The organism is Bradyrhizobium sp. ERR14 (assembly GCF_014198235.1).
In the GTDB taxonomy this organism is placed as follows: domain Bacteria; phylum Pseudomonadota; class Alphaproteobacteria; order Rhizobiales; family Xanthobacteraceae; genus Bradyrhizobium.
The window spans coordinates 380,536-406,628 of the sequence record NZ_JACIHD010000001.1 but is presented as its reverse complement, the minus strand read 5'-3'; the positions used below and the strand labels follow the sequence as shown (position 1 = coordinate 406,628).

Sequence of the window (26,093 nt, the reverse complement as noted above, 5' to 3'; positions counted from 1 at the left end):
TGTTCCCGTTGTCCACAGCAGGGTGAGGCGGATGCGCGTGCATCCAACCGAACGATCGAGATTCGAGGAAGGACCGAAAGCCTAGCCAGGCGTCCAGGGCTGATAATCGCCGGTCGCCTTCGGACGCCTGCCGCTGGCAAGGGTCGAGCCCGAGGGCCGATAGGCCTTTGCCGTGCCGGTGAGATTCGGCTGGTGCGGCTTTTCCCATTCGCGCGGCTGATAGTTGGCCTCGGTCGGCGGCACATCGACAACGTGATGAATCCAGCCGTGCCAGGACGGCGGGATCCGGCTGGCTTCCGCATAGCCGTTATAGACCACCCAGCGTCGCTCGAAGCCGAGCGTGAGATCGACAGCGCCGCCGCGGGTGCGATAGTAGAGATTGCCCTGCTCGTCCTGGCCGACCAGCTCTCCGTACCGCTTGGTCCAGAGTTGGGTGCCAAAAGTCTGGCCGTTCCACCAGGTGAAGAACTTGAGGAAGAATTGTTTCATGCGGCAAGGGCCCTGCTTCGTCGGGTCCTGATGCCATCCGGGCGGCGAAATGTCCAGTTCGGCGGGGCGGCGGTGCCCTCGGCAAATGCGCCGGCCTCGCCATGAACGCTGCCGCAAATCGGACGCGATCCGTTCATGCGGGGTACAGCCATTGAGAGCGAGGCTCCGTTCACGCGCAAACCGGCGTGATCCCAGGAACTCCAGCCCTTTCATAGGGTTTGCTTCCGGGAAAGGAGTTTTATCATGAAAAGTCTGAAAGTCTTGAGTGCCGCCGCAGCGCTGGCGCTCGTTCTACCCATGACTTCACCGAGCTTTGCACAGGGGCCCGGCGGCGGTGGCCGTGGCGGCGGTGGTGGCGGCCACGTCGGCGGTGGCGGTGGTGGTGGTGGTGCTCACATCGGCGGTGGCGGTGGCGGCGGCGCTCACTTCGGTGGTGGCGGCGGCGCGCGCATGGGTGGCGGCGGCTTCGGTGGCGGAGCACGGGTTGGCGGCGGCCCTGCGTTGCAGGGAGGTGGCGGCAGCTTCGCGGCCGGCCCAGCGGTCCGTCCGGGCGGCGGCACGTCCTTTACCGGTGGCGTCAGCCGTAACTTTGCAGCCGCCAACAGCGGCACCTGGCAAGGCCGCGGCGGCAACTGGAGCGGCGGAGGCTGGCATCATCATCATCATCGTCGCGGCGGCTTCTGGCCGGGCTTCGCGGCCGGTGCGGCGATCGGCGGGCTCGGCTCGTATGCCTATTACGGCGGCGGCTATTACGATGACCCCTACTACTATGGCGACAGCTACTATGATGAGCCGACCGTGGCGGTGGTGCCGGATAGCGGCGGCGACTCTGCCTATTGCGCGCGGCGCTACAAGTCATACGACCCGGCTTCGGGCACCTATCTCGGTTATGACGGCCAGCGGCATCCCTGCCCGTAAGACGGTCTGAATCGACGATGCAACAAACCCCATGGGCGGCGCCGGTGATGGCCGGGCGCCGCCCATGTCTGTTCTGCGAGCCGCTGCAGTTTCGCCAGTCGTCTTGCCGATCGCGTTCGGCCTCGTGATCCCCTCGACTTTGCTTCAACCTTTCATCGAAGCTGCTCCCACTTCGCGTGCCGCGTGCGCTCCCGCGCGAACCATGGCGCATAGATGACCCGTGGCCCAAGATAAGGCACGGAACACGCGCCGCAGCCTATGCACCGCACCGTGCATATCTACCCCGATCCAATCCAAAATTGACCCGAGGCACGATTCGCGGATATCACCAATCACAGTGGGGACTTCGATTACTGGGAAGTGTCATGCCGCGTATTCTCGTGGTTGATGACGATCCGATGGTCGGCGCGACCATCGAGGTCCTCCTCCAACGTCAGGGCTTCGACGTCACGCTGGCCGACGGCGGCGAAACAGGACTGGCTGCGCTGGAAGCGCAGGCCTTTGAGGTGATGCTCGTTGATATCTTCATGCCGCATATGCGCGGCTTCGAATCCATCCGCATCTTTCACGAGCGCGCGCCGGCTACTCCGCTGATCGCGATGTCCGGCTATGCCTTCGCCTCATCCGCCTCGCCCTCTCCCGATTTCCTCCGCATGGCGCTGGAGCTCGGGGCAACGCGCTGCCTGCGCAAGCCGTTCACGCCGGAAGCGCTGCTGACCACGATCCGGGAATGCCTCGCCGGTCCGGGCGAGAGCGCACAGCCGAAGGACAAGAAAGAAGCCCCTTGATCCCAACGCAGCGCGTCATTCTCGGTGCTGGACTTGCCATCCTCCTGATCATCACCGCGGCCTCGATCGCCCTCGACGTCAAGTCGCGGTCCGACGCGGCGTGGGTCAACCACACCGTCCAGGTGCAGAAGAAGATCTCCGATCTGCGCGTGCTGCTGCGCCGCGCCGAGAGCGCCGCCCGCGGCTATGAACTCTATCGCAGCCAAACGCTCGCCGACGAGTTTCAGGGCGTGCGGGTCCAGATCGCACCGGCGCTGGCCGAGCTGAAGCGCGGCGTGCGCGACAATCCCGATCAGGTCACGCTGCTGGAGGGCACCGAACCGCTGGCGCTGCGCCGGGTCGAGATCGCCGCCGAAGCGATGCGCCTGCGCGCGGCGAATGACCAGGCCGGCATTGCCGCGCTCAACAGCAAGGCCGAGGGCCGCGGCCTGATGGACACGGTGATGGGCAATCTCGACCATCTGAGCGCGGATGAAGAACGCCTGCTCACCGCGCGCTCCCAGGACTCACGCCGCACCGGCATCGTGCTGCTCGGCATCGACGTCGCCGGCGCCGTGCTGATCCTGCTGCTGGTGGCGCTGGTGATGCGCGAGAGCCAGCGCGCCACGGTGCAGCTGCAGAGCACGCTCGAGCAAACACAAGCCGCCAAGCACGCCCTCGAAGCGGCGGTGGCCGAGCGGACCGAGCATCTGGTGACCGCGCATGACGAGCTGCGCCTGTCGGTCAACGTGCTGCAAAGCACGTTTCACAGCATGGCGGAGGCGGTGCTGGTCATCGACGCCGAGGGCAACGTCCTGCTGTCCAATCCGGCCGCGGAGCGCATGCTGCTGCATCGCGCCGGCATGAACCTGCGCAATCTGCGCGCGCTGTCAGATGTGTTTCACGGCGACGGGGTCACGCCGATGAAGGCCGACGAGCTGCCCTCGGTGCGCGTGCTGCGCGGCGAGAAGTTCGAGGATCTGGAGATGATCGTCCGCCCGCACAGCGGCAATGCTCCCCGCCATCTCATGATCAGCGGCCGGCCGATGCTGGACGGGCAAGGCGACATCACGGGCGCGGTGCTGGTCTATCACGACGCCACCATGTCGCGCGAGACCGAGCGGCAGCTGTACCAGTCGCAGAAGCTGGACGCGATCGGCAAGCTGACCGGCGGCGTCGCGCACGACTTCAACAACATGCTGACCGTGATCTCCGGCAACACCGAGACGCTGGTGGCGAGCCTGAAGCAGCAGCCCGAGCTCCAGCGCGCGGCGCGGCTGATCGACGATGCTGCCGAGCGCTGCGCCGAGCTGATCCAGCATCTGCTCGCGTTTGCGCGCAGGCAGCCGCTGCAGCCGCGCAACGTCGAGATCAACGCCGCGATCGCGGACATCGCGAAACTTCTGCGTCCCACCCTCGGCGAGCAGATCCAGATCGAGACCGTGCTTGAACAGGGGCCGATGACCGCGCATATCGATCCGTCCCGGCTCACCAACGCCGTGCTCAACATGGCGATCAACGCGCGCGACGCCATGCCGAACGGTGGCAAGCTGCTGCTGGAGACCCACCGCGTCGTGCTGGATGAGGCCTATGCACAGGCCCATGCGGACGTGGTGGCCGGCCCCTACGTCATGCTCGCGGTGAGCGACACCGGCACCGGCATGTCGCCCGACATCCAGCAGAAGGCGTTCGAGCCCTTCTTCACCACCAAGGAAGTCGGCAAGGGATCAGGCCTCGGCCTTTCCATGGTCTACGGCTTCGTCAAGCAGTCCGGCGGCCACATCAAGATCTACAGCGAAGAAAACCACGGCACCACGATCAAGCTCTATCTGCCGCCGGGCGAAGGCACGGCGGACGTCGTCGCAGCCCACGCCCCGCAGGCCGAAGGCGGCGCCGAGACCATCTTCGTCGTCGAGGACGACAATCTCGTGCGCAACTTCGTCACTGCGCAGCTCGAGAGCCTCGGCTACAAGACGGTTGCCGCGCCCGACGGCAAATCCGCGCTGGAATTGATCGCGGCCGGCCAGCCGTTCGATCTCCTCTTCACCGACGTCGTCATCCCCGGCGGCATGAGCGGACGCGACCTTGCCGACGAGGTGGCCAAACTGCGGCCGGGTGTGAAGGTGCTCTACACCTCCGGTTACACCGACAACGCCATCGTCCATCACGGCAAGTTAGATGACGGCGTGATGCTGCTGACCAAGCCCTATCGGAGAAACCAGCTCGCCGAGATGATCAGGAAGGCGCTGGGCGGCGGGACGATGACGGCGAGCTAGCGCGTGCACTCATAAATCCGCGATGTCCGCCTATCCCCCAAACAACGGCGCAGTAGCGGACGTAGCAGGAGGTCCAAGAAGGGCCATAAGCAATCATTCCGGCCGCGGGCCGGATGCGGTGCCGTTGCCGCGCGGCAGGGTAATGATAAACTCAGTAAAAGCGCCAGGCTCGGTCTCGACGTCGATCCTGCCGCCGTGTTGTTTGACAATGATGTCATGGGTCATTGAGAGGCCGAGCCCCGTTCCTTCTCCGGCCGGTTTAGTGGTGAAGAAGGGATCGAAAATCTTTTCTCTGACTTCGGGTGAAATGCCGACACCATTGTCGCGAATCCGGATTTCGACTGTCTTGCCAAGGTTCTTGGTGGCAGCGCTAAGGACAGGCTCAAAGGTATCGTCGGCTGCTTCGGCCTTTCGCCTAGTCGCGGCATAGAAACCGTTCGAGATCAGATTAAGCAACGCGCGCGTGATCTCCTGCGGAAACAGCTCGGCCGCACCCGCATTCGCATCGAAGTCGCGCTGCAGCGTGATGCTGAAGCCGGGCTTTTCGGCGCGTGCGCCGTGGTAGGCAAGATTGAGGCTTTCATCCACCAGCGAATTGATGTCGGCGGGCCGCTGCTCACCCGGCCCCTCGCGGGAATGCAGCAGCATGTTCTTGACGATGGAGTCGGCGCGCTTGCCGTGCTGCCCGACCTTTTCCAGATTCTCCTTGAGCAACTTCGTCAGTTCGTTGACTTCCTCGCGGAGCTTGTCGTTCAGAGCGGCGGCTTTCAGCATATCGTTCAGCTCGTCGATGAGCTCGGCAGAGAGCGCGGAGAAATTGTTGACGAAGTTGAGCGGATTCTTGATCTCGTGGGCGATGCCGGCGGTGAGTTGACCGAGCGACGCCAGCTTCTCGGTCTGCACCAGGCGGTCCTGCGCGGCGCGCAGGTCGTCGAGGGAACGAGTCAAATCGTCAGTGCGCTCGCGCAGCTCGCGGAGCAGCCGCGTGTTCTCGATGGCGATCACCGCTTGTGCCGCAAAATGTTCTAGCAACTCGACCTGCTTGTCGCTGAACTCTTGCACCTCCTTGCGGTAGACGGCAAAGGCGCCGATAAGCTCGCTCTCCTTGAGCATCGGCACAATCAGAACGGTGCGGGCTGCGGCGACCTTGTAGATCAGATCGTCGGGATACTCGATGGCAATATCGGCAATGTGAACCAGCGCCTTGGTCTCGACGAGGCGCCCCAGCGAAGGCGTCCCATCAAACGGCGCGATGAAGTGTGGCGGCGTTTCCTGGTCGGGCGCATACAATTGCGGCACGTTTTGCGCGGCCATTCGCGCCACCCGCCGGAACCTGTCGCCTTCGTATAGGAGCAGCGTCCCTAAACTGGCGCTGCAGATGCGCACGGCATTTTCCAGCATGGCCTCGAACACGGGCCCAAGCTCACCAGGCGAACTGGATATGACTTGCAGCACTTCCGAAGTCGCGGTCTGCTGCTCCAGCGATTGATCCAGCTCCACAGTCCGTCGTTCAAGCTGCGCCTGTAGATCGGCAACCGAAGCTGCCTCGCGACGAGTGACAGATGGGGCTATCCCGCGCTTGGTCTTGGCCGATTTGCGACCTTTTGGCGAACTTCTCCTGCGGGCTCTCGCCTTGGCTGCCTTGTTGCCCGTCTTTACCACGCGCGTCATTTCCGGCCCCTGGGTCGAGCGCGGGCATCTTATCTGTCTTGGCCATCGGAACGGAAGGGCGGTTCGCCCAGGTCAGCCGCAGACTAGCCACTTAACGTCCGGCTTGGGTCACAAGCCGTAGTACTCCGGCCGATCGGAATATCTCCGCTCGTCCCTCTGGAGCGGACATTGCCTTGATGAGTACTCTAGGGCGTGAACTGCCGAAGGCGCGCTGCAATCACACCATATAAGAGGTCGAGGGCACTGGCTCCTGATGTGAGTTCCGGTTGTCCTCTTAAGACGCGGAGCCCGCCCGGATCCGCCGCCGAGGTGTTCTGACACCGCGCTATGCACCAAGTAAGGCCGTTTTGATCTCGATCGGGCCGGTCTCAAGCAAAACTCAAGCGCACCTCAAGGACAAATCGTCTCACCAACCCAATCCCTGAGCATGCTCTCAGCGACACATGTTGGAGCCGGTGTCGCGACAGTCCGCTTGCGGAGCGCGATACCGAGCGCAGTCATCAGATGCACAGCTAGGATCTTGGTCTGCGGCCGGAATTGACGGCGCAGCTTCGACAGGTGCTCGCATGAGAAGACGAGAGTTCATCTTGTTGATTGGTGGCGGACTGGCCTGGCCTGCGATCGCACGGGCGCAGGGCGGAGCCAAGCTGCATCGGATCTTCTGGGTCTCCACCGAGTCCCAACCAGATCCCTTCCTGGACGGCTTTCGCGAGGGAATACGCGCGCTGGGATACGTCGAGGGCAAGACCGTCACCTTCGAGACGCATTATGCCCCTGGAAATCCGCAGGCACTGCGCAAGATCGTCTCCGAGTTGCAGCGAGGGGATATCGACCTTGTGGTCTCGAGCGGTCCGGCGACACGCGTCATGACTGCGGTCACCGACATCCCCGTGCTGTTTGCATTGAGCGGCGACCCCGTCGCCTTGGGTGTGGTGAAGAGCCTTGCTCACCCCGGCACCAATTTCACCGGCAGCACATTCCTGTCGCTCGAGCTGGCAGGAAAGCGCGTTGAGCTGCTCAAGGACATTTATCCAAAGCTGCGAAAACTGGCGGTTCTCTCCAACACGGATCATCCGGGAGAGCCATTGGAATGGCGTGCGACTTTGGAGTCGTGCCGGAAGCTCGGCATTGAGGCAGCCTACGTTCCGTTCTGTGGCGCTCGCGAAATCGAGAATGGGTTGATGGCTGCCGGCAAGGTGGACGCGGATGCTCTCCTCGTGTTTCCCGATGTCGTGACGCTGGTGCATCGTGCGAAGATTGCGGAGTTTGCAATCGCGCACCGGCTGCCTTCGATGTTTGGCTGGTCTGAATATTGTGACGCTGGAGGTCTCTTGAGTTACGGCGCAAACCAGCGCACGACCTATTTTCGGCTTGCCACTTATGCCGATCGCATCCTGCGCGGTGAAAATCCGTCAGATCTTCCGGTGATGCGCCCCGAGAAGTTTGAACTGGCAGTCAATCTGAAGACAGCCAGGCTTCTGGGTATCGACCTGGATGTGTCGTCAATCCTGTTTCGCGCCAGCAAGGTGATCTCCTGAGAGTAGTTATGACGGACGGTGCTGCGCAGTCCTCTTCGTGTGCGATGCCCCCGCGTCGCTCGCTGTTCTGCAAGTACTTCGCGACGTTGTTTGTCGCTGCGGTCGTGCCTCTGATACTCGGCGCTGCCGTCGAGGCTTCTTTCGGTTACCGAGACCAGCGCCGCCAGATCAGCGCGGTGCTGCAGGCCGATGCCCGCGCGGCGTCCGACAGGATCGAGGCGTTCACCGATGGCATCCGAGATCAGCTGGGTTGGATGGTACAGCTTCCCTGGTCTGCCGGAGACGATGCGCAACACAAGATCGATGCCTTGCGCCTCCTCCAGCAGGTGCCCGCAATCGTTTCGGTTTCGCTGCTGGATGAGACCGGTACCGAACGGGTCTTTGTTTCCAGGCTGCATCTGAACAGGACCGGGCGCGGCATTGATATGTCTACGGATCCCGCTGTTCTGGGCGCACGCGCCAACAAGGTTTGGTATGGACCGGTTCAGTACCAGCGAGATTCAGAGCCCTACATGAGGATCGCGGTTGCCGGGAGCCTGCCGGCCGCGGGGGTTGCGATCGCCGAGGTCAATCTGAAGCTGATCTGGGATGTCATCGCAGCCATTAGAATTGGCGAGACCGGCTACGCCATTGTTGTCGATGATTCCGGTCATCTGATCGCACATCCCGATATCAGTCTGGTCCTGCGCGGCCGCGCCAGCTCGGGCAGCTTCGGCCGGATCAAGCATCTCGCCGGCGCGGGGAGCGGAGCGGCGGTGATAACCGGGGACCGAGGCAACCCGGTGGTGGCGCTATCAGTTCAGGCCGCCGATGTGGGATGGACGGTGATCGCGATGCAGCCGGTCTCGGAAGCCTTTGCATCAATTCGCGCGGCGTTGTGGCGCTCGTCAATTCTCATTGCCTTTGGTGTTCTCATCGCGCTAGCGCTCGCCTATTGGCGCGCGCACAGAATGTCCGGCCCGATCAAGCAACTGGAAGAGGGCGTGGAGCGGATCAGAACTGGACAATTCGAGCATCGCATCAAAATCTTCAGCGGTGACGAGTTGCAGCAACTGGCGTTGCGCTTCAATGAAATGGCTTCTGAACTGGCGATCTCGCAGCAGAAATCCGCGCGGATCGAACGGCTGAAGCAGTTCCTGCCGTCACAGGTCGCCGAACTGGTCGAGCATTCTCATGAGCTGCTCGAAGGGCAGCGACGCGAAGTGGCTGTCATTTTTGGCGACTTGCGCGGCTTCACGGCGTTCTCCACCCGCAATGAGCCCGATGTCATCATGGCCGTCATGCGAGAGTACTACGAGGCCGTCGGCGCCGTGACGACTCGTCACGAGGCAACGCTCATCGGCTTTGACGGCGACGGAGTCATGCTCCTGGTCAATGCCCCGGTCGCATGCGATCAGCCGGCAACTCAAGCGGTCCGACTCGCGATCGACCTGCAAATGACGGTGCAGTCCCTTGCCGGCAAATGGTGCGACGCCGGCCACGCGATCGGCTTTGGTGTGGGCGTTGCGATGGGACCGGCAACGGTAGGAACGGTTGGTTATAACGGTCGGCTGGACTACACGGCGATGGGAGCCGTGGTGAATTTGGCGTCGCGGCTCTGCAATCTCGCGAAGGACGCGCAGATCCTGGCTGATCCCACTATCGCTGGAAGGGTAAGGGATAGCGTTCCGTTGGCATCGCTCGGACAGCGGACCATCAAAGGCTACGACCAGGCCCTCGAAGTCTTTGCTGTCGCACCTGCTGACCTGCGGTTGAAATCGCCGGGCTCCGGACAACGCCGGCGGGAGAAAGAGCCTCAGGACCACTGATACCCCGGCGGCCGGACGGCTAACGCGTCGCCAGCACCACCGCCGCCAGCGTGAAGATCAGCGCCGCGATCTGCCCTGCCCCCAGCGGCTCGCCGAGCGCGATCGCGGAGGCGACGACGCCGATGACGGGCACCGCCATGGTGCCGATCGCGGCAACCGAGGCCGGCAGGCGGGCGAGTGCTGCGAACCAGCTGACATAGGCGATGCAGAACTGCACCACGGTCGAATAGACCAGGAGCCACCAGCCGATCGGCGTCACCTGGGACAGATGCGTGGTCTCGACCAGGAGGCCAATGATCGAGATCGGCAGGCAGCCGATCCCGATCTGCCAGGCCGCGGCCGTGATCGGCGGCAGATGGATCGGGTACTTCTTCGAGAACACCGTGCCGACGGCAAAGCCCAGCGCGCCGCACAGCGCCATGATGATGCCAGGCAGCTTCTCGACGCTGGCGGCGATGCCGTTGCCGCCCATGATCGAGGCGAGGCCGACGAAGGCCATGACCAGCCCCAGCGTGCGCGGCACGGTCGGCCGCTCGCCGAGCACCGGCCAGGCGATGATCGAGGCCCAGACCGGCATCGTATAGGCGATCAGCGCCGCCTCGCTCGCCGGCAGCCAGAGCAGCGCCAGGCCCATCAGCACCATCCAGCCGGTGACGTTGAGCACGGCGGCGGTGAGGAGGCGCGGCCAGATCGCGGGGTCCACCGTGAGGCTCTGCCGGCGGATGACCGCCAGCGCCGCCAGCAGCACCGCCCCCAGCACGCCGGTCACCCCGCGCAGCGTCAGCGGCGGCAGCTCGGAGAGCAGGAATTTCGTCACCGGCCAATTGAAGCCCCAGCCGATCGAGGTGATGGCAAGGAACATCAGGCCGGCCGGGGCGATGCGCGGCCGCGCATCCCGGCGGGTCGAATCAAGCATGTGGGTGGTCCGGCAAAATCGACCCTCAGCTTGGCCCGGATTCGCCGCTCTCACCACCACCTCGGCGGGCATGCCTGCCCTCACCTTCCGTAGGGCTACGTGAGTCCCGCTGACGCAATCCCATTGCTCAAAAATATACCTGCCCTGTGAACAGCGGGATGAAGCATCCGCAGCACCACGGGATGCAAATTTTTTCGGTTGGGAATCTCTGAGGACTCACTGATACTTGCCTCCACAACAGGCGCGGGCTTGCCCCCTGTTATCCCCCGCAATCCACCATATTTAGTATTTGATTCAGGAACTCGCACTAGTTCTTGACGGGCGCAACGGAGAGTCCTAGCTTTCGGTCCGTTCGGCGCGAGTGAGTTTGCGTCCCGCCGGCACTCCCCCAAAGGGTCTCGCAAATCTCAACTCCGCCAAGCCAGCCAAAGGCAGCGGATGAGGGCTTGTCTGCCCGCGATAAGCGGACTTTTCGGGCGCCAGAACGGGCCGGCAAAAGGCTCGAATGGCATCGGTAGAAGTGACGTTGTGGGGCGTTGAACGCATGTCGGGCTCATCCCCTTGGGGGCGGATGTGTCTGGACATGCCGGCGGATGATCGGTGCGCGCATCGAGCCATCGCGTCGGGAGAACAAGAGCCGGATCCACCGGCTGAACTGCGGTGCCAAAGGCCGAATGGCTGACAGCGCCGCGAAACGAAATGTCGACCGGCACGCCTGAACGGAGGCGGGACCGGTCAAAACTTAAGGACGGGGCAAGACGATGCGGATTGAGCGGCGCCACACCACGGCAGGACAGTCACCTTACGCGGGAATCGATTTCCGCCAGACCACGTCGGAGATCAGGAATCCCGACGGCTCGGTCGTGTTTAAACTTGATGGCGTCGAGGTCCCGACCGAGTGGTCGCAGGTCGCCTCCGACGTGCTCGCCCAGAAGTATTTCCGCAAAGCCGGCGTCGCCGCGCGCCTGAAGAAGGTCGAGGAGGAATCCGTCCCCTCCTTCCTGTGGCGCTCCGTGCCCGATACTGACGCACTCGCCGCGCTGCCCGAGAAGGAGCGCTATGTCAGCGAGCTCAGCGCAAAGCAGGTGTTCGACCGCCTCGCCGGCTGCTGGACCTATTGGGGCTGGAAGGGCAAGTACTTCTCGACCGACGAGGACGCCCAGGCGTTCTACGACGAGCTCCGCTACATGCTCGCCATGCAGATGGTCGCGCCGAACTCGCCGCAATGGTTCAACACCGGCCTGCACTGGGCCTATGGCATCGACGGCCCCGGCCAGGGCCACTATTACGTCGACCCCTTCACCGGCAAGCTGACCCGCTCGAAATCCTCCTACGAGCATCCGCAGCCGCACGCCTGCTTCATCCAGGGCGTCGGTGACGACCTCGTCAACGAGGGCGGCATCATGGACCTCTGGGTCCGCGAAGCCCGTCTGTTCAAATACGGCTCCGGCACCGGCTCCAACTTCTCGCGCCTGCGCGGTGAAGGCGAAAAGCTCTCCGGCGGCGGCCGCTCGTCCGGCCTGATGAGCTTCCTCAAGATCGGCGACCGCGCCGCCGGCGCGATCAAGTCGGGCGGCACCACCCGCCGCGCCGCCAAGATGGTCGTGGTCGACGTCGATCACCCCGACATCGAGACCTATATCGACTGGAAGGTGAAGGAGGAGCAGAAGGTCGCAGCCCTCGTCACGGGATCCAAGATCAACCAGAAGCACCTCAAGCTGGTGCTCAAGGCCTGCGTCAACTGCGAAGGCTCGGGCGACGACTGCTTCGACCCCGAGAAGAACCCTGCCCTCCGCCGCGAGATCAAGCTGGCGCGCCGCAGCCTCGTGCCTGACAATTACATCAAGCGCGTCATCCAGTTTGCCAAGCAGGGCTACAAGGACATCCAGTTCGACACCTACGACACCGACTGGGATAGCGAAGCCTACCTCACCGTCTCCGGTCAGAACTCCAACAATTCGGTCTCGCTGAAGGACGATTTCCTGCGCGCCGTGGAAACCGATGGCGACTGGAATCTGAACGCCCGCACCTCCAAGAAGGTGACGAAGACGCTGAAGGCGCGCGACCTCTGGGAGAAGATCGGCTACGCCGCCTGGGCCTCGGCCGACCCGGGCCTGCACTTCAACACCACCATGAACGACTGGCACACCTGCAAGTCGTCGGGCGACATCCGCGCCTCCAATCCGTGCTCGGAATACATGTTCCTGGACGACACGGCGTGCAACCTCGCCTCCGCGAACCTGCTGACGTTCTACAACACCGAGACCAAGCAGTTCGACGTCAGGGGTTATGAGCACCTCTGCCAGCTCTGGACCATCGTGCTCGAAATCTCGGTGATGATGGCGCAGTTCCCGTCCAAGGCCATCGCCGAGCTCTCCTACGAGTTCCGCACGCTCGGCCTCGGCTACGCCAATATCGGCGGCCTCCTGATGACCATGGGCCTGTCCTATGACAGCAAGGAAGGCCGCGCGCTCTGCGGTGCCCTCACCGCTGTGATGACCGGCATCACCTACAAGACCTCCGCGGAGATGGCGGCCGAGCTCGGCACCTTCCCCGGCTACAAGAAGAACGCCGCGCACATGCTGCGCGTCATCCGCAACCACCGCCGCGCCGCGCACGGCGAGGCCTCCGGTTACGAGGCGCTCAGCGTCAACCCGGTGCCGCTCGACCACGCCTCCTGCCCGCAACAGGACCTCGTCACCCATGCCAAGGCGGCCTGGGATGCGGCGCTCGCGCTCGGCGAGCAGCACGGCTATCGCAACGCCCAGACCACGGTGATCGCGCCGACCGGCACGATCGGCCTGGTGATGGATTGCGACACCACCGGCATCGAGCCCGACTTCGCGCTGGTGAAGTTCAAGAAGCTCGCCGGCGGCGGCTACTTCAAGATCATCAACCGCGCGGTCCCCGCAGCGCTCCGCGCGCTCGGCTATCGCGAAGCTGATATCGCGGAGATCGAGGCCTACGCCGTCGGCCACGGCTCGCTCTCCAACGCGCCCGGCATCAACGCCTCGACCCTCAAGGCAAAAGGCTTCACCGATGAAGCCATCGCCAAGGTCGAGAAGGCCCTGCCGACCGCCTTCGACATCAAGTTCGCCTTCAACAAGTGGACCTTTGGCGAGGATTTTATTCGCGACCAGCTCGGCATCGGCGCGGAAGCCATCGCGGCCCCCGGCTTCGACCTGCTCCAGGCCGTCGGCTTCACCAAGCGCGAGATCGAGGCGGCCAACGTCCACATCTGCGGCGCCATGACGGTGGAAGGTGCCCCGCACCTCAAGGCCGAGCACTATGCGGTGTTCGACTGCGCCAACCCCTGCGGCAAGATCGGCAAGCGCTATCTGTCGGTCGAGAGCCACATCCGCATGATGGCCGCTGCCCAGCCCTTCATCTCGGGTGCGATCTCCAAGACCATCAACATGCCGAACGACGCAACTGTAGAGGACTGCAAGTCCGCCTACATGCTGTCGTGGAAGCTGGCGCTGAAAGCCAACGCGCTCTATCGCGACGGCTCGAAACTCTCCCAGCCGCTGAACTCGCAGCTCATCAGCGACGATGAGGACGAGGACGATGCGGTCGAGAGCCTCTACGAGAAGCCGATGGCGGCGCGCACCGCCCAGGTCTCGGAGAAGATCGTCGAGAAGCTGGTCGAGCGCATCATCGTGATGCGCGAGCGCGAGAAGATGCCGGATCGCCGCAAGGGCTACACCCAGAAGGCGGTCGTCGGCGGCCACAAGGTGTACTTGCGCACCGGCGAATATGACGACGGCCGTCTCGGCGAGATCTTCATCGACATGCACAAGGAAGGCGCGGCGCTCCGCTCCTTCATCAACAACTTCGCCATCGCGGTGTCGCTCGGCCTGCAATACGGCGTGCCGCTGGACGAATATGTCGACGCCTTCACCTTCACCCGCTTCGAGCCGGCGGGCCCCGTGCAGGGCAACGACAGCATCAAGTACGCGACCTCGATCCTCGACTACGTCTTCCGCGAGCTGGCGGTGAGCTACATGTCGCGCTTCGATCTCGCCCATGTCGATCCCAACGAGACCGGCTTCGACGCGCTCGGCAAGGGCGTCGAGGAAGGCAAGGAGCCGGACGAGGACGGCGGCCACCACGCGACCCGGCTGGTCTCGCGCGGCCTCACCCGCTCCCGCACCGACAACCTCGTCGTGATGCGCGGCGGCTCCGCCGCCATCGCGCCGGGCAATGACGGCGCCCCCACCGGCGGCAGCAAGGTCACCGCGCTCGCCGCGCACGGCACCAGCGCCCGCGTCGGCGACGCCCTCGAAGGCGCCGTCGCCCTGAAGCAGGAAGCCGCCCACGACCTCTCGCCCACGGAGAAGCTCGAGGCGCTGCAGTGGAGCAAGGCCGGCAGCACCGCCCAAACCCTCGTCCCCACCAAGGCCGAGCGCCGCGCGGAGGCCAAGGCCAAGGGCTACGAAGGCGAGATGTGCTCGGAGTGCGGCAACTTCACGCTGGTGCGGAATGGGACTTGTATGAAGTGCGATACGTGCGGCAGCACGACGGGGTGTTCTTGAAGGCCTGAAAGCCTTTATAAAATAACGCCTTTTCCTCTTCGGCACACTGGCTGGGTCGCATTTGGGTGGCCCAGCCAAGCCCATTTCTTCTCCACGAAATCAATTGACTCGAACCGCTTTCCTGTGAATAAAGTTCGCTGTCAGCGAATTTTATTTGCTGAAGGAGCGCGAATCAGAAATGGTGGGCCCAGTTAGGTGCCATCATGCCTCCTACACCGAGTGGCGTTACAACCACTCTAGGGGTTCGAAAGAACCCTCCAATGTCCGGCTCATTCGGCGTGCGTTGCGCGCTGCGTGCCCCGCGAACATCGGCGCGCATCGATCAGGCTCGATGCGCGCCTGGGAAGCTTAGAGGTCCTTTCGCTCGAGATGCTCTTTGTTCACAGGCACCGGGGCAATTCCGCTCTGGGGAACAGGGAGATGGTCAATGGTGCATACCTGCGATCCACCTAACTACGAGCGAAAGCGTTCTGTGTTCTGGAAGCGGGTTCGCGGCTTCGGTCGAAACCTTGTTAACAGGCAGACGTTCATGATTGCGATGCGCCTCATCGTCTTGGTGGAGCGAATTGCAAAACTTCTGAACAGGCTGTTCGGCGACTTCTAAGCTAATTTTCCCAATTCTCGTGAAGTTGAGGAAGTGATGTACGACCGGGCTCTCAAGCTAATCCGGCAATATCATCGAATGTCGCAAGCCGAACTTGCTGACGCCCTCGATCTTTCGCGCTCGTTCGTCTCCGAACTCGAAAAGCCGGGAGGCAAAAAACCCAGCATTGACGTGCTTGAGCGATACTCGACGTTCTTCAAAATTCCCTTGTCGTCGCTCCTTCTCTTTGCCGAGAGATCGGGATCCGACTTCCCTGAAAGATCGCGCTCATTTGCGGCAAACAAGGTCTTAAAGATGCTGGAGTGGCTTGAGGAGACAACTCACGATACCGCCTCGGGGCGCAAATGACGCGCAAGAAGGCTCGACGCGATTTAGAGCCCGAGCAGTGTTGGCTCTATGCCATTTCCTCGCCGGCTGACCTTGCGCACCGATTATCCACCCCCCGACACAAGCTCAAAGCAAGCGATCTCTCACCATTGGCGCGCGACACCGGGAACTACCGGCTATTTCAAATTGAAGACGGCAATGGAAAGTCGCGTGCAATACAATGGCCGAAACGCCGGCTGCAAACGCTTCACGCGAGAGTGCATACCCTGTTGTCGCGGGTCGCAGTACCGGCATATCTTTATTCGGCCGTCCGCGGAAAATCTTACGTCGACAACGCATCAGCGCACAATCCGCTAGTTCCTACGATTAAGATCGACGTAAAGAAATTTTTCCCGTCAGTCTCGCGTGCAGTGATATTCGACTTTTTCTTTCAGCGAATGCGGTGCCGTCGAGATGTGGCAGGGCTGCTTGCTGACATTCTCACCTTTGACGCTCACCTGCCAACCGGCGGCGCCGCAAGTCCAATTATTGCTTACTATTCCTTCAAACCTATGTTTGACGAGATTCATAAATTTGCTTTGTCGCAAGGCTTGATCATGACCTGCTACGTTGACGATTTGACGCTAAGCGGCGTGCGGGCATCAAAGAATACGCTGCACGAAATCGGAAAGATAATATCGCGGTCGGGCTTGAAATCTCACAAAGCTCGCGCATTTGCGGCTTCGCAACCCAAAGTCATAACAGGCGTCTGCAATACCAAATCAGGGCGACGCGTGCCCAATAAATTGCACCTGAAAATCAAGAAGGGATTCGATGATCTGACGGCAGCCAAGACGCCGCTAGAAATCAACCGAATTGCTCAGCCACTGTTAGGTCGCTTAAGAGCAGCAGGTCAAATCGATCCGAAATTCCGTGCGCGCGCCGACACGGTCAGCGCGAATATCGCGGCATCTAGCGTCCAAACCAAAACTAGCCCGTAGGATGGGTGGAGCACTTGCGAAACCCATCCAGCGCAGCGAGCTACTCAGAGATAGCTTCGGTCGCGTCGAAGTCAGGCCCGGGCACGCCGGCTCCTTGAGTGCGCGAGCCAATTTCGCGTAAAGGTTTGGGTTACCCCGGACGCTCTTTGGATCGTCAGTAACGGTGGTATGAAACCAGCCGGTGCCCGGGATTGTCAGGTATATGTGTCCGGTCTTCTGATCGTACCAAGCGCGCATTTGAAGATAGGCGGAGTTGCCGCCGCGCTCCGACTTGCTGATACCGCTGCTCATCGTCCCTCCTGGTTGCAATCTAAGCTATCACGTTGGATGGGCCGCGCGAAACGAGACACGCCATTGGGGATTTCGGTGACAGTGCACTAAATTCACTCGCTCCGATCTGCGACTTCGGCTCGCCTTTGGTGGACGGCGCAAATCTAGGACTCTCGCCCTCATCGCAGATCGGTTCCGGCATCGCTGCTCATAGTACCCTGCCGGCCGAAATTGCCTTTGCGGCCGAGCCCTTCCCCCCTAAACTCCCTCTACCACCGGCATGGGTTCCGACGGGCCCGGTAGAAGCGGAGTCGAGTTATGCCCAAACCGGAAAGCTTCCCGATCGTGAAGATCTTCGTTTCCACGAAGCAGAAGAAAGCTATCAAGCCCGAGACCGTCGCGGAGGTCGCGGAGAGTATTATGGAGATCGGACAACAGGAGCCCATTTCTATCAGGCTCGACGGAGACCGCCTCGTTCTGGTCGAGGGACTGCATCGGTTAGAGGCCTGCAAGGCGCTCGGCGAGACGACCATTCTCGGTGTGCTGGTCCCGGCCGAGCTTGCTCAATCCAAGCCGCTGCTGGCCGAGCGACCCGAAGTCGAGGCGGAGCGCATCAAGATGGCGCGATTGAAACAGTTGCGCCTCGAGAAGGAAGCCGCAGAGGCATCGACGGCTAGCTTGAAGGGCGCTGGCGCAACGGAATCGCCGCGCACCCGTCTGGCGAAAGGCGTCCGCGACAATCCGAAGGCATCACCGGGCCGGACTGCGAAGGCGGCACCGAAATCATTGTCGGCCTGGATCACGCAGCAAAAGGGCAGCGGCGGCCGCTATTGATTGTCGGCAATTAGCACATGGAGCGCGTAGCCCGGATGGAGCGCAGCGAAATCCGGGGCGGTATACCCTGCGGCAACATCCCGGATTGCGCTGCGCTCCATCCGGGCTACCAAATTTCAGTGACAGTGCACTCAACTCTTTTGGCCTGATCTTTGGGGATTAATCTCCGAACTCACGCCTCCCCCAACCCGAGAATAAAGCTCTCAAGATCAGGCGCCAGTTCGTTCGTATTCGCGAAATCGGCGAACTCTTCGCCACCGTCCGGCGGCTCACGCTCGTGCTCCCAGTAGAACACCTGGCCATAGCTGTCCGGCTCGAGGCTCAGCAGGAACAGGTCGCCGCCGGGATCGGGCGCGAAGGGGCAGCTCAGGCGGGGGATTCGGTTCATGCTCCGATACATGTCGTAATTGTCGATGACGCCGTAGCTGTCGGTCGGATGGGTCGTGAAGAGCAGATCCAGGACGGTGCGGTCGTTGCGCCAGGGCAGCTCGACGCCGCAGGGCTCGAAGCCGCCGCCGTCGGATTGCGCCAGCAGCGCCTTGTAGGGCGCGGGCAGCGGCGCGCCGATATGTTGTTCCAGCGCGCGGATGGCGTCGGCGGACGCCGGTGGGCGTCGGTTGTCCATGAGATCGAGATAGTTCATGGGCCTAGGCGTCCTGTCCCGTGGTCATGCAGTCGCCGCCACTGGGGCCGAGCGCTCTGTCTATGCTACGTGATCCCAGCTGCATGGTCTTCATGTCTTGATGGTGGCGCCATGCATCATTGTCTCCGCGATTTACGCCCACAGCGCCCATGCCAAGGAAAAGCAAGCTCCTCCTCCGCCTGCGCAGTGTCCGGCGGAGCGTCCAGTGGGCGCGAAAGAAGTTTGCGCGCGCGCCGCGGACGGTCCGGATCACGGGCAGCGTATTGATCCTTCTGGCAGCCCTCGCGCTCCTCAACATCGCCTATCAGATCTTCCGCAAGCCAACCGAACTCTTCGTCGTCGTCGGTCACGCCCTCGACAAGGAGCCGGCCGAGACCTGGGCGAGATACGGGCCGCTCTTCCACACCTATTCCACGGCTGCGATCACGCCGGAATTGCTGGCCGCGCTGGCGCAGGTCGAGAGTTCGGGCAATCCGGTGGCGCGCACCTATTGGCGCTGGCGGTGGAGTCTTAATCCGCTGGCGATTTACAAGCCCGCCTCCAGCGCCGTCGGGCTCTTCCAGATGACCGATCCGGCCTTCATGGAAGCCGCGCGGTTCTGTGTCCGCGGCAACGCGGTCACGCAAACCGGCTGCGGGTATCCCTTCCTCTACGTCCGCGCGATCCCGAGCCACGCCATCGAGCTGGCTTCGGTATATCTGGACCGCCAAGTAACCATGGTTCTCACGCTCGCCGGCGATGTGAAGCCGAGCGCGCAGCAGAAGCAGGATCTGGCCGCCTTCATCCATCTCTGCGGCGCAGGTCCCGCCGCGGCCTATGCGCGGCGCAAGTTTGTGATGATCGCTGGGACACGCTGCGGCGATCATCTCGTCGCGGGCTATGTCGGCAGGGTCAATGCGATGAAGCGGCAGTTTGCGCGGCTGGCGGCGGACCAGGATCATTGAAGAGCACAGCCCCGCTCCCGTCCCGCCATAATTTTTCCTTTGCGTGCGCGTTGTGTCGGACAGCGGCGAGACCTATCCTTCTTGATCGGACTGCCTCCCATTGACGCCCGACCGGATGGAGAGCGCATCGGTGCCTGACACGAACGACCCCAAACCTGATACCAGCAAGCCTGACGCCCCCAAGCCGGACGAGGCGCGCGCCGATAGCGGGTTCGCGCAGGCCTACGACCGGATCAAGAGCGCGGAGCAGGACCTGGCGCGGTTGGACCGACTGGTTTCCGGAATGGAACGCGAGAGCGAGACCCCGCGGGCCTCACGTGCAAGCGCCGCGCCGACAGCAGCCGCCACTCCCGGAGACGAGGCGCCGAAACCCGATGCCAGGGTTCCGAGCCCCTACGTTCCGAATACCGGGGGTCGCGATCGCGGCTTGAAGAACGATCCGGCCATGATGCGCGCCTTGGTCATTCTCGTGCTGGCGATCGCCCTGCTCGGTGCCGCCGTCGCTTCGCAATATCGCGATGAGGCCCAATCGATCGGCCAGTCGATCATGGCGCGATGGGCTCCGCCGGCCGCGAGCACGCCCCCGCAGGCGTCCGCGGTGGAAAACCCGGTGCAGCCGCCCGTCGTGCTGCTGGCTGCTGCGGATGAACCGAGCCCGGTGGCCGCGCCGCCAGTGCCCAAGGAAACGGACAGCGCTCCAAAGTCCGGCGCCGCGGCGCCTGAGGCGTCGTCATCGGAGCTGGCGCAATCGCTCAAGGCCATCACGAGCGAGCTTGCGAGCATCAACGGCAAGCTCGAGCAACTGAAAAGCCGGAGCGAGCAGACCCTGCGCGAGCAGGCCGACACCATTCAACAGCTCAAGACAGCGCAAGAGAAGGATGCGGCGGACAATGCGCGCCTCGCCGCACAGGTCCAGGCGCTGCAAACGCAACTGACCGCGTCACCGGCGTCATCCGCCTCTGCAGCCGCCAAGCCGGTCGCGCGCAGCGTGGTGAACAACGATTCGGCTGCGCGTGCCCGGGCGCACGTACCAGACGCCGCGCCACGGCGGCCGAGGCCGCCGCCGCGAGGCCCGTGGATGCCGCCGCCCTACGACCCTTATTACGGCGATCCGGATTGGTGAGCGAGCTGCCGTAGGGTGGGCAAAGCGACTTGTCCGCCGTAGCTCGAAGAGCGAAGGCGGAAGCGTGCCCACGTCTTGGCTGATCGAGGAGAAGACGTGGGCACGGCGCAAGTGCGCGTTTGCCCACCCTACGAAGCTACTATGCTCTCCGCTCGCCTTACCGTATCTCGCTCATCGTCACCTTGGCCGCGATCCCCGTCAGCTCGGGATCTTGCGGCGCAAGCTCCTCATCGGAAGATGGGCCAAACGAGACTCCAGCCATTCTGCGTTTGACCTGTTCGCAGGTCTTGCGCACGTCTTCGGTGAACAGCGCGCATTCTTCGATGCGTTGGAAGATCTTCCGTCCCTCTTCACGATACCCCGCCGCCGTTTCTCGCATGAAGGCGATCGCATCATGAACCTGAGCCGTCAGCGCCTCGCATTTTCGCGCGGCGTCGATCAACTCGGTGCCCATGGCCTCGATCTCTTTTGCAGCGGACTCATAGTCGCGAACGACCGCCTCTGCACTGAGCGCACCGACGCGCGACACGCCCGCGGTGTGCTCGACGTAATCAGGCAAATTAATTGAAGTAATGGAGCTTCCCGAGCGGATCGACGTGATGTCCGCTTCGAGTTGGACCAAGTTCACTCCCTCTCGTCTGTGCAATTGTTCAACACTTGCCACGACTGATCCTCCCGATACGCCCAGAACCCCAAACAGCATCGGGTTTATTACGGGGATAAGTGTCGTTCTACCTCGATGTACTCTTGACAGCCTCCACTTTGCCATTTTTTCCCAATCGTCACCTCTGCACGCAGAGATGACGAGCAATCAAACTTCAACTTATCGGCGTATCAGTTGGAGGAGATGTCGTTTTCTCAAGCTCCGGACCTGTCAAACACAAATGAACCGGTCCGAATTGCTGAACGAGCCCGGCCCCAATCGAGCATGGCGGATCGAGGGCCGCCGCAAGCGCAGTGCCGTAGGGTGGGCAAAGCGACTTGTCCGCCGTAGCTCGAAGAGCGAAGGCGGAAGCGTGCCCACGTCTTGGCTGATCGAGGAGAAGACGTGGGGCACGGCGCAAGTGCGCCTTTGCCCACTCTACGAAGCTCCGAACGGCGAAGCGTCGATCACTACCACCAATACGGCCAGCGCCATCCCTCATAGCGAACATAGGACGGCACCAGCGGCGGGCCGTAGGGATCGACCTTGTCGTCCTCGGGGCGATAGCGATAGCGCGGAACGACATTGTAATCCCACGGCGTCGGCCTCAGCACCGGCGCCGTGACGATGAGCCGCTCTTGTGGGGCTCGAACGACGACGGCTTTCCGCGTCCGCGCTTCCGCGCCTGATGTTGCAAGGCTGCTCAGCACCAGGGCAGTTCCGAGCGCGCAGGCGGCGGTCATTTTTGTCATGCGGTGGTCTCCTTCGCGGCAAGAGTGCAAAAGGACTCGGGGCAAGGCAAGCAAATTTCGCGCGACTTTTTCTGCGGCCATGCTTCGAGACGCCCGCCTTGAGCGGGCTCCTCAGCGACGAGGCGCGCGCTTGGGCGCTTCAGCGCGCGTAGCCCGGATGGAGCGCAGCGTAATCCGGGACCAGTGAATCCGGTGGCAACATCCCGGATTGCGCTTCGCTCCATCCGGGCTACGGGAGGCTTGCGAAACCCTACCCCGCGTCGACATCCTCAGGCACCGGCCCCGCGACGAGCCCGTCGAGACTGACCATCAGCAGATCGGCGATGTGCATCAGCTGGTACAGCGGAATGTCCGCCTCGCCCTGCTCTGCCTGCGACACGAAGGCGGGGGTGACGCTGAGGCGCTCGGCGAGCTGGGCCGCAGTATAGCCGCGGGTCTCGCGTGCGGCCTTGACGCGCGCGCCGATCCCCAGCCTATGCCGGGCCTGCTCGTCCGCGGTCATCATGGCCACCTGCTCGTCCACGCTCGCATAGCCGTCCGCGAACGCGCCGCCGATCAGCCGCTCCTTGCGCCAGGCGAGCCGGCAGCCCTTGCGCAGACCGTTCGAGAAGATCAGCGAAAACTGCTCCGGCACCCATGCCGAGCTGTTCAGAGCCACGCGCGCGCCGGTGCCGGAGACATCGCGGATCGTGCAGGGCACGCTGACGATGCTGCCGGTGCCGTTGTCGAATTCGACCATGCCGGTGCGCAACGTGTGATGCCTGACTGCGGCGCGATGATCGCTCATGACAGCTCCCGAAAACTTGCGGCAGCGTTTCCAACGCTGCCGAAATCGGGACGAAGATAGCGCAGAACTTTCCTGCAACTCCTAACCGGCAGCCGCCTCAGCCGGGACTGGATGGCATGGTAAAGGAATTGCTCTCGCGATCTCTTGGATCGTAGCAAGGCCCTACTCCCGCGCGCGGCGCAGGGTCTGCTCCAGCTTCGCCCGCTGCTTGTCCCAACGCGCCTCCTCCGCCGCGGCGCGCTCATCCAGTGCGGCCCGCTCGGCGTCGATCTCCTCCGCCTTGGCATCGTGCTCCCGTCTCGCTTTGTCCAGCGCCGCCTCGGCGAGGGCGACCGCCTTGTCGCGGCGCGCGCGCTCTTTGGCACGGGCGGCCTCCTCCTTGCGGCGCTCGGCCTCGCGCCGCCGCTCCTCCTTCTCGAATGCCGCAGCCGCCTTGCGGGCGGCCTGAGCGTCGATCTTGCCGGATGATTTGTTGGCGGCCTTGGAGGGAGCCTTCGTCGATCGCGTCTTGCCCTTGGCCTTGCGTCTGGGCCTGGCGTCGTCATCGACGAGATCGGTGGGCAGCTCGGCGCTCTCGGTGAACCGCCCGTCCGATCCCACGGGGCGCCTGAGCACGACGCCTGGCTTTGCCATGGTCGCCGCGACGATATCGGGATCGTCAGTCTCCTTCGCCGCGCCCTGATGGAACAGGTTGGAGCTGGCGCCCCAGGCCTCCAGCGCCGCCTTCATCGAAGGCGCGGCGATGGCCTGGTCATAGAAGCCGAGCGAGGTCTGGTAGGTCTTCAGTTTTCGTTTCGGTTTTGCCGGCATGTGGTCCCGTTATCTCGACTGCCGGCGCAGCGTAGCCCGGATGGAGCGAAGCGCAATCCGGGTCTTGTCTCGGAAGGATGAAATCCCGGATTACGCTTGCGCTCCATCCGTGCTGCGCACTCCGCTCAAAGCGCCTCGCGGACGAGCGGCACCATCGCATCATGCCACTGTTTTGCCCGACGCATCAGAACATTATTCGGCACAACCGAAAACACGAGCCTTATCAAGGCTGTCTCTACTGTGCATGGGGTTGTTTTCGCGATTCGATGTGTCGGAGGTGTTGAGGCAGTCAACTCGCAAGGGCGACATTGCCTCATGGATCAAGCCGGTCGCCAGGATCGCGGCAACCGCATAGGCTCGCGCCCGTCAACGACTCACGGAGGCATCACCATGAACGGCAATCGCTCTTACGGCGTCCGCGTCGAGGGCGCGAAATACGGCGTCGGCTTCGGCTCGGCGCTCGCCATCGCGATCTCCTACACCAACAACCATTCCATCCTGTGGGCGATCATCCACGGCATCCTGGGCTGGTTCTATGTGATCTTCGTCGCGCTGTTTCGGTGATATCGCACCGGCAGGCGACGGCGATTGCGAGCAGGCCGCAGCTTTCCCTTGCTTTCCCGAATCCTGCCCCTACGGTCGCGCCGCGAACGAAGCATGAGACCAGACTTGCCATGACCGACACGATGAAATGCCCCGCCTGCAGCTCCGAGCACGCCTATCAGGACCGCGATCTCTGGGTCTGCCCGGAATGCGGCCATGAATGGAGCGGTGCGGCGGAGGCGGCGGCGGACACCGCGCAGGACGCGGGCGTGCGCGATGCCAACGGCAATGTGCTCGCGGACGGCGACAGCGTCATCGTGATCAAGGATCTCAAGATCAAGGGCTCCTCCTCGGTGGTCAAGGGCGGCACCAAGGTGCGCAACATCCGCCTGCAGGACGCCAGCGACGGTCACAACATCGCCTGCAAGATCGACGGCATCGGCGCGATGAACCTGAAGTCGGAGTTCGTGAAGAAGGCGTAGCTCGCGCTTACCTTTGCCGCTGCGCCAGATAGAACCCGCACAGCACCGTCACCAGTCCCGCCGCCTGCAGCATCGTCGGCGGCTCGCCGAGCAGCAGCCAGCCGGTGAGCAGTGTCAGCGCCGGCACGCAGGCCGGAAACACCGCCGCGCGGGCAACGCCGAGGCGCTGGACCGAGACGGCGTAGAGATAGAGCGCGGCGGGGCCGGCGAGCACGCCCTGCGCCAGCGCCTGGATCGCATTCTCGGTCACGCCGATCGCCGCGACATGGCCGAGCCCGACGGTTGCGATGTAGACCGGCAGCAGCAGCAGCGACAGCACGTTGATCACCAGCGCAGCCGACACGGCCGAGACGCGCCAGTGGCGCAGAGCTGCGCCGAAGCCGGCGAACATCAATCCGGTGAGCACGAAGATCAAATCGCCGAGCACGCCGTCGGCCCCGATATGGCCGATCGATTCCGCCCCGATCACACCGAGGCCGCCGACGATGACGACCGCGCCGGCAAGGCGCGAGGCGGAGATGTGCTCCTTCAGCACGACCGCCGCGAGCAGCAGGCCGCCGAGCGTCGCGCAGGAGGGCTGGATCACGCTGCCATGGCCGAGCGGCACGAACAGGAAGCCGGTGTAGGAGATCAGCGACATCACGGGGCCGCCGAGCACCATCAGCACAAGGCCCCTGCTCCAGCCGATGCCGCAGAGATCGGAGATGCCGGCGCGGAACACCAGCGGCAGGAACGCGATCCCCGACCAGACATAGCGATGCACCAGGAGATCGACCGGCGTGAAGCCGAGCTTGAGGCCATGCCGCGTGGCGGCAAAGCCGAGCGCCCAGAACAGCGCCGCGGCAAGGCCGCAAGTGACGCCGAGCAGTGCCGGCGCCGCATCCTTGTTCTGAGATAGAGCGTCGGCGCCGCTCGTTCGCTGGTCCATGGGGTCAAGCCTTATGTCAGCGCGTATATCGGCTCAACCCACGCGGCTGCAGGGCTGGCACGCGGCGGTGATTGTGGGGCTCACGCATCAGCCTCCTGTTCGAAGACCATCTGCCATCCCTTGCGCGTATCCATGTATTCCCGCACCTGCCGGATCCGGTCGCCCGCCACCGTGAACACGAAGCAATAGTCGTTCTCGTAGGGCTTGCCGCCGACCAGCGTGGCGCGCATCCGTTCCTCCACGATCACGACATCGCCGTCGGCATAGACGCCGCGGAACGCGATATCGATGTTCGAGAACATCCTGTGCATCTCCTGCGCGATGAAGCGCGCGATCTGGTGCGGTCCCACCATGTGGTCGGTGTGATCGAGCGCGACGGCGGTGGCATTGCCCTTCGGCGCGATCCATTCGGCGTCATCGGTGAACAATGCGGCGATGCGCTCGGCATCGCGCGTCGAAAAGATCTTCCACGCGTTCAGGACGATATCTTTTGGGCAGGACATGA

At 63.1% G+C, this 26,093-nt stretch carries 23 protein-coding genes; 13 read left to right on the top strand and 10 right to left on the bottom strand.

The window, feature by feature from the left end:
- Positions 1–81: 81 nt before the first annotated feature.
- Complete coding sequence (locus GGD62_RS02060) at positions 82–489, bottom strand: NADH:ubiquinone oxidoreductase subunit NDUFA12 (protein WP_183706927.1); 408 nt, start codon at positions 487–489, stop codon at positions 82–84.
- 243 nt (positions 490–732) lie between these two features.
- Between GGD62_RS02060 and GGD62_RS02055 the strand changes: the two genes are divergently transcribed.
- The 3 genes from GGD62_RS02055 to GGD62_RS02045 all read left to right on the top strand — a co-directional run bounded on the left by GGD62_RS02055 (position 733) and on the right by GGD62_RS02045 (position 4,450).
- Positions 733–1,407: a BA14K family protein gene (locus GGD62_RS02055; RefSeq protein WP_183706926.1), complete on the top strand. Its 675-nt coding sequence runs from the start codon at positions 733–735 to the stop codon at positions 1,405–1,407.
- 365 nt (positions 1,408–1,772) lie between these two features.
- Complete coding sequence (locus GGD62_RS02050) at positions 1,773–2,195, top strand: response regulator (RefSeq protein WP_018322990.1); 423 nt, start codon at positions 1,773–1,775, stop codon at positions 2,193–2,195.
- Entirely contained in the window at positions 2,192–4,450 is a 2,259-nt protein-coding gene (locus tag GGD62_RS02045) for a CHASE3 domain-containing protein (RefSeq protein ID WP_183706925.1), read from the top strand. Before GGD62_RS02050 ends, GGD62_RS02045 begins: the two co-directional genes overlap by 4 nt.
- A gap of 93 nt (positions 4,451–4,543) precedes the next feature.
- On the opposite strand, the gene GGD62_RS02040 is transcribed toward GGD62_RS02045, so the two are convergent.
- Positions 4,544–6,121 carry a sensor histidine kinase gene (locus GGD62_RS02040; protein ID WP_183706924.1) on the bottom strand — a complete coding sequence of 526 codons (1,578 nt, stop codon included), beginning with the start codon at positions 6,119–6,121 and terminating at the stop codon, positions 4,544–4,546.
- Positions 6,122–6,708: 587 nt separating this feature from the next.
- Here GGD62_RS02040 and GGD62_RS02035 point away from each other — a divergent pair.
- Together GGD62_RS02035 and GGD62_RS02030 are read left to right on the top strand one after the other, a co-directional pair.
- Positions 6,709–7,659, top strand: coding sequence for an ABC transporter substrate-binding protein (locus GGD62_RS02035; RefSeq protein WP_246799975.1), 951 nt, complete (start codon positions 6,709–6,711; stop codon positions 7,657–7,659).
- A gap of 8 nt (positions 7,660–7,667) precedes the next feature.
- The gene (locus GGD62_RS02030; protein WP_183706922.1) at positions 7,668–9,467 is read left to right on the top strand and encodes a cache domain-containing protein; all 1,800 of its coding nucleotides are present in this window, start codon (positions 7,668–7,670) and stop codon (positions 9,465–9,467) included.
- A 19-nt stretch (positions 9,468–9,486) separates the two neighbouring features.
- Here GGD62_RS02030 and GGD62_RS02025 read toward each other — a convergent pair whose 3' ends face one another.
- The gene (locus GGD62_RS02025; RefSeq protein WP_183706921.1) at positions 9,487–10,383 is read right to left on the bottom strand and encodes a DMT family transporter; all 897 of its coding nucleotides are present in this window, start codon (positions 10,381–10,383) and stop codon (positions 9,487–9,489) included.
- Between the two features lie 761 nt (positions 10,384–11,144).
- On the opposite strand from GGD62_RS02025, the gene GGD62_RS02020 reads away from it, so the two are divergent.
- From GGD62_RS02020 to GGD62_RS02005, 4 genes are all read left to right on the top strand, one after another.
- On the top strand, positions 11,145–14,918 hold the full coding sequence (locus tag GGD62_RS02020) for a vitamin B12-dependent ribonucleotide reductase (RefSeq protein ID WP_183706920.1): 3,774 nt from the start codon (positions 11,145–11,147) through the stop codon (positions 14,916–14,918).
- Between the two features lie 640 nt (positions 14,919–15,558).
- Positions 15,559–15,870, top strand: coding sequence for a helix-turn-helix domain-containing protein (locus GGD62_RS02015; protein WP_183706919.1), 312 nt, complete (start codon positions 15,559–15,561; stop codon positions 15,868–15,870).
- Complete coding sequence (locus tag GGD62_RS02010; RefSeq protein ID WP_183706918.1) at positions 15,867–16,829, top strand: reverse transcriptase family protein; 963 nt, start codon at positions 15,867–15,869, stop codon at positions 16,827–16,829. The genes GGD62_RS02015 and GGD62_RS02010 overlap by 4 nt, the downstream gene beginning before the upstream one ends.
- A gap of 588 nt (positions 16,830–17,417) precedes the next feature.
- Positions 17,418–17,933 carry a ParB N-terminal domain-containing protein gene (locus tag GGD62_RS02005; RefSeq protein ID WP_183706917.1) on the top strand — a complete coding sequence of 172 codons (516 nt, stop codon included), beginning with the start codon at positions 17,418–17,420 and terminating at the stop codon, positions 17,931–17,933.
- A gap of 172 nt (positions 17,934–18,105) precedes the next feature.
- On the opposite strand, the gene GGD62_RS02000 is transcribed toward GGD62_RS02005, so the two are convergent.
- Positions 18,106–18,576 carry an SMI1/KNR4 family protein gene (locus GGD62_RS02000; protein ID WP_183706916.1) on the bottom strand — a complete coding sequence of 157 codons (471 nt, stop codon included), beginning with the start codon at positions 18,574–18,576 and terminating at the stop codon, positions 18,106–18,108.
- 149 nt (positions 18,577–18,725) lie between these two features.
- Between GGD62_RS02000 and GGD62_RS01995 the strand changes: the two genes are divergently transcribed.
- Both GGD62_RS01995 and GGD62_RS01990 read left to right on the top strand, forming a co-directional pair.
- Positions 18,726–19,520, top strand: coding sequence for a transglycosylase SLT domain-containing protein (locus tag GGD62_RS01995; RefSeq protein WP_183234133.1), 795 nt, complete (start codon positions 18,726–18,728; stop codon positions 19,518–19,520).
- Between the two features lie 115 nt (positions 19,521–19,635).
- Positions 19,636–20,643 carry a hypothetical protein gene (locus GGD62_RS01990; protein ID WP_183707576.1) on the top strand — a complete coding sequence of 336 codons (1,008 nt, stop codon included), beginning with the start codon at positions 19,636–19,638 and terminating at the stop codon, positions 20,641–20,643.
- A 157-nt stretch (positions 20,644–20,800) separates the two neighbouring features.
- On the opposite strand, the gene GGD62_RS01985 is transcribed toward GGD62_RS01990, so the two are convergent.
- The 4 genes from GGD62_RS01985 to GGD62_RS01970 form a co-directional block, all read right to left on the bottom strand.
- The gene (locus GGD62_RS01985) at positions 20,801–21,346 is read right to left on the bottom strand and encodes a hypothetical protein (RefSeq protein WP_018322976.1); all 546 of its coding nucleotides are present in this window, start codon (positions 21,344–21,346) and stop codon (positions 20,801–20,803) included.
- Between the two features lie 410 nt (positions 21,347–21,756).
- Complete coding sequence (locus tag GGD62_RS01980) at positions 21,757–22,038, bottom strand: hypothetical protein (RefSeq protein WP_018322975.1); 282 nt, start codon at positions 22,036–22,038, stop codon at positions 21,757–21,759.
- Between the two features lie 250 nt (positions 22,039–22,288).
- Positions 22,289–22,825 (bottom strand): helix-turn-helix domain-containing protein, encoded by a 537-nt coding sequence (locus GGD62_RS01975; RefSeq protein WP_183706915.1) that lies wholly within the window; start codon positions 22,823–22,825, stop codon positions 22,289–22,291.
- Between the two features lie 162 nt (positions 22,826–22,987).
- Positions 22,988–23,635 carry a cell envelope biogenesis protein TolA gene (locus GGD62_RS01970; protein ID WP_183706914.1) on the bottom strand — a complete coding sequence of 216 codons (648 nt, stop codon included), beginning with the start codon at positions 23,633–23,635 and terminating at the stop codon, positions 22,988–22,990.
- Between the two features lie 390 nt (positions 23,636–24,025).
- On the opposite strand from GGD62_RS01970, the gene GGD62_RS01965 reads away from it, so the two are divergent.
- The gene (locus GGD62_RS01965; RefSeq protein ID WP_177237474.1) at positions 24,026–24,199 is read left to right on the top strand and encodes a hypothetical protein; all 174 of its coding nucleotides are present in this window, start codon (positions 24,026–24,028) and stop codon (positions 24,197–24,199) included.
- Between the two features lie 110 nt (positions 24,200–24,309).
- Complete coding sequence (locus GGD62_RS01960) at positions 24,310–24,660, top strand: zinc ribbon domain-containing protein YjdM (RefSeq protein WP_018322971.1); 351 nt, start codon at positions 24,310–24,312, stop codon at positions 24,658–24,660.
- Positions 24,661–24,667: 7 nt separating this feature from the next.
- Here GGD62_RS01960 and GGD62_RS01955 read toward each other — a convergent pair whose 3' ends face one another.
- Positions 24,668–25,588 carry a DMT family transporter gene (locus tag GGD62_RS01955; RefSeq protein WP_183706913.1) on the bottom strand — a complete coding sequence of 307 codons (921 nt, stop codon included), beginning with the start codon at positions 25,586–25,588 and terminating at the stop codon, positions 24,668–24,670.
- A gap of 80 nt (positions 25,589–25,668) precedes the next feature.
- Positions 25,669–26,091: a nuclear transport factor 2 family protein gene (locus GGD62_RS01950; protein ID WP_183706912.1), complete on the bottom strand. Its 423-nt coding sequence runs from the start codon at positions 26,089–26,091 to the stop codon at positions 25,669–25,671.
- Positions 26,092–26,093 lie beyond the last annotated feature (2 nt).

Coding starts and splice junctions, on each gene's coding strand:
- GGD62_RS02060 (WP_183706927.1), bottom strand. CDS start 489: ATGAAACAATTCTTCCTCAAGTTCTTCACCTGGTGGAACGGCCAGACT.
- GGD62_RS02055 (WP_183706926.1), top strand. CDS start 733: ATGAAAAGTCTGAAAGTCTTGAGTGCCGCCGCAGCGCTGGCGCTCGTT.
- GGD62_RS02050 (WP_018322990.1), top strand. CDS start 1,773: ATGCCGCGTATTCTCGTGGTTGATGACGATCCGATGGTCGGCGCGACC.
- GGD62_RS02040 (WP_183706924.1), bottom strand. CDS start 6,121: ATGACGCGCGTGGTAAAGACGGGCAACAAGGCAGCCAAGGCGAGAGCC.
- GGD62_RS02030 (WP_183706922.1), top strand. CDS start 7,668: ATGACGGACGGTGCTGCGCAGTCCTCTTCGTGTGCGATGCCCCCGCGT.
- GGD62_RS02025 (WP_183706921.1), bottom strand. CDS start 10,383: ATGCTTGATTCGACCCGCCGGGATGCGCGGCCGCGCATCGCCCCGGCC.
- GGD62_RS02020 (WP_183706920.1), top strand. CDS start 11,145: ATGCGGATTGAGCGGCGCCACACCACGGCAGGACAGTCACCTTACGCG.
- GGD62_RS02015 (WP_183706919.1), top strand. CDS start 15,559: ATGTACGACCGGGCTCTCAAGCTAATCCGGCAATATCATCGAATGTCG.
- GGD62_RS02010 (WP_183706918.1), top strand. CDS start 15,867: ATGACGCGCAAGAAGGCTCGACGCGATTTAGAGCCCGAGCAGTGTTGG.
- GGD62_RS02005 (WP_183706917.1), top strand. CDS start 17,418: ATGCCCAAACCGGAAAGCTTCCCGATCGTGAAGATCTTCGTTTCCACG.
- GGD62_RS02000 (WP_183706916.1), bottom strand. CDS start 18,576: ATGAACTATCTCGATCTCATGGACAACCGACGCCCACCGGCGTCCGCC.
- GGD62_RS01995 (WP_183234133.1), top strand. CDS start 18,726: ATGCCAAGGAAAAGCAAGCTCCTCCTCCGCCTGCGCAGTGTCCGGCGG.
- GGD62_RS01990 (WP_183707576.1), top strand. CDS start 19,636: ATGGAGAGCGCATCGGTGCCTGACACGAACGACCCCAAACCTGATACC.
- GGD62_RS01985 (WP_018322976.1), bottom strand. CDS start 21,346: ATGCTGTTTGGGGTTCTGGGCGTATCGGGAGGATCAGTCGTGGCAAGT.
- GGD62_RS01980 (WP_018322975.1), bottom strand. CDS start 22,038: ATGACAAAAATGACCGCCGCCTGCGCGCTCGGAACTGCCCTGGTGCTG.
- GGD62_RS01975 (WP_183706915.1), bottom strand. CDS start 22,825: ATGAGCGATCATCGCGCCGCAGTCAGGCATCACACGTTGCGCACCGGC.
- GGD62_RS01970 (WP_183706914.1), bottom strand. CDS start 23,635: ATGCCGGCAAAACCGAAACGAAAACTGAAGACCTACCAGACCTCGCTC.
- GGD62_RS01965 (WP_177237474.1), top strand. CDS start 24,026: ATGAACGGCAATCGCTCTTACGGCGTCCGCGTCGAGGGCGCGAAATAC.
- GGD62_RS01960 (WP_018322971.1), top strand. CDS start 24,310: ATGACCGACACGATGAAATGCCCCGCCTGCAGCTCCGAGCACGCCTAT.
- GGD62_RS01955 (WP_183706913.1), bottom strand. CDS start 25,588: ATGGACCAGCGAACGAGCGGCGCCGACGCTCTATCTCAGAACAAGGAT.
- GGD62_RS01950 (WP_183706912.1), bottom strand. CDS start 26,091: ATGTCCTGCCCAAAAGATATCGTCCTGAACGCGTGGAAGATCTTTTCG.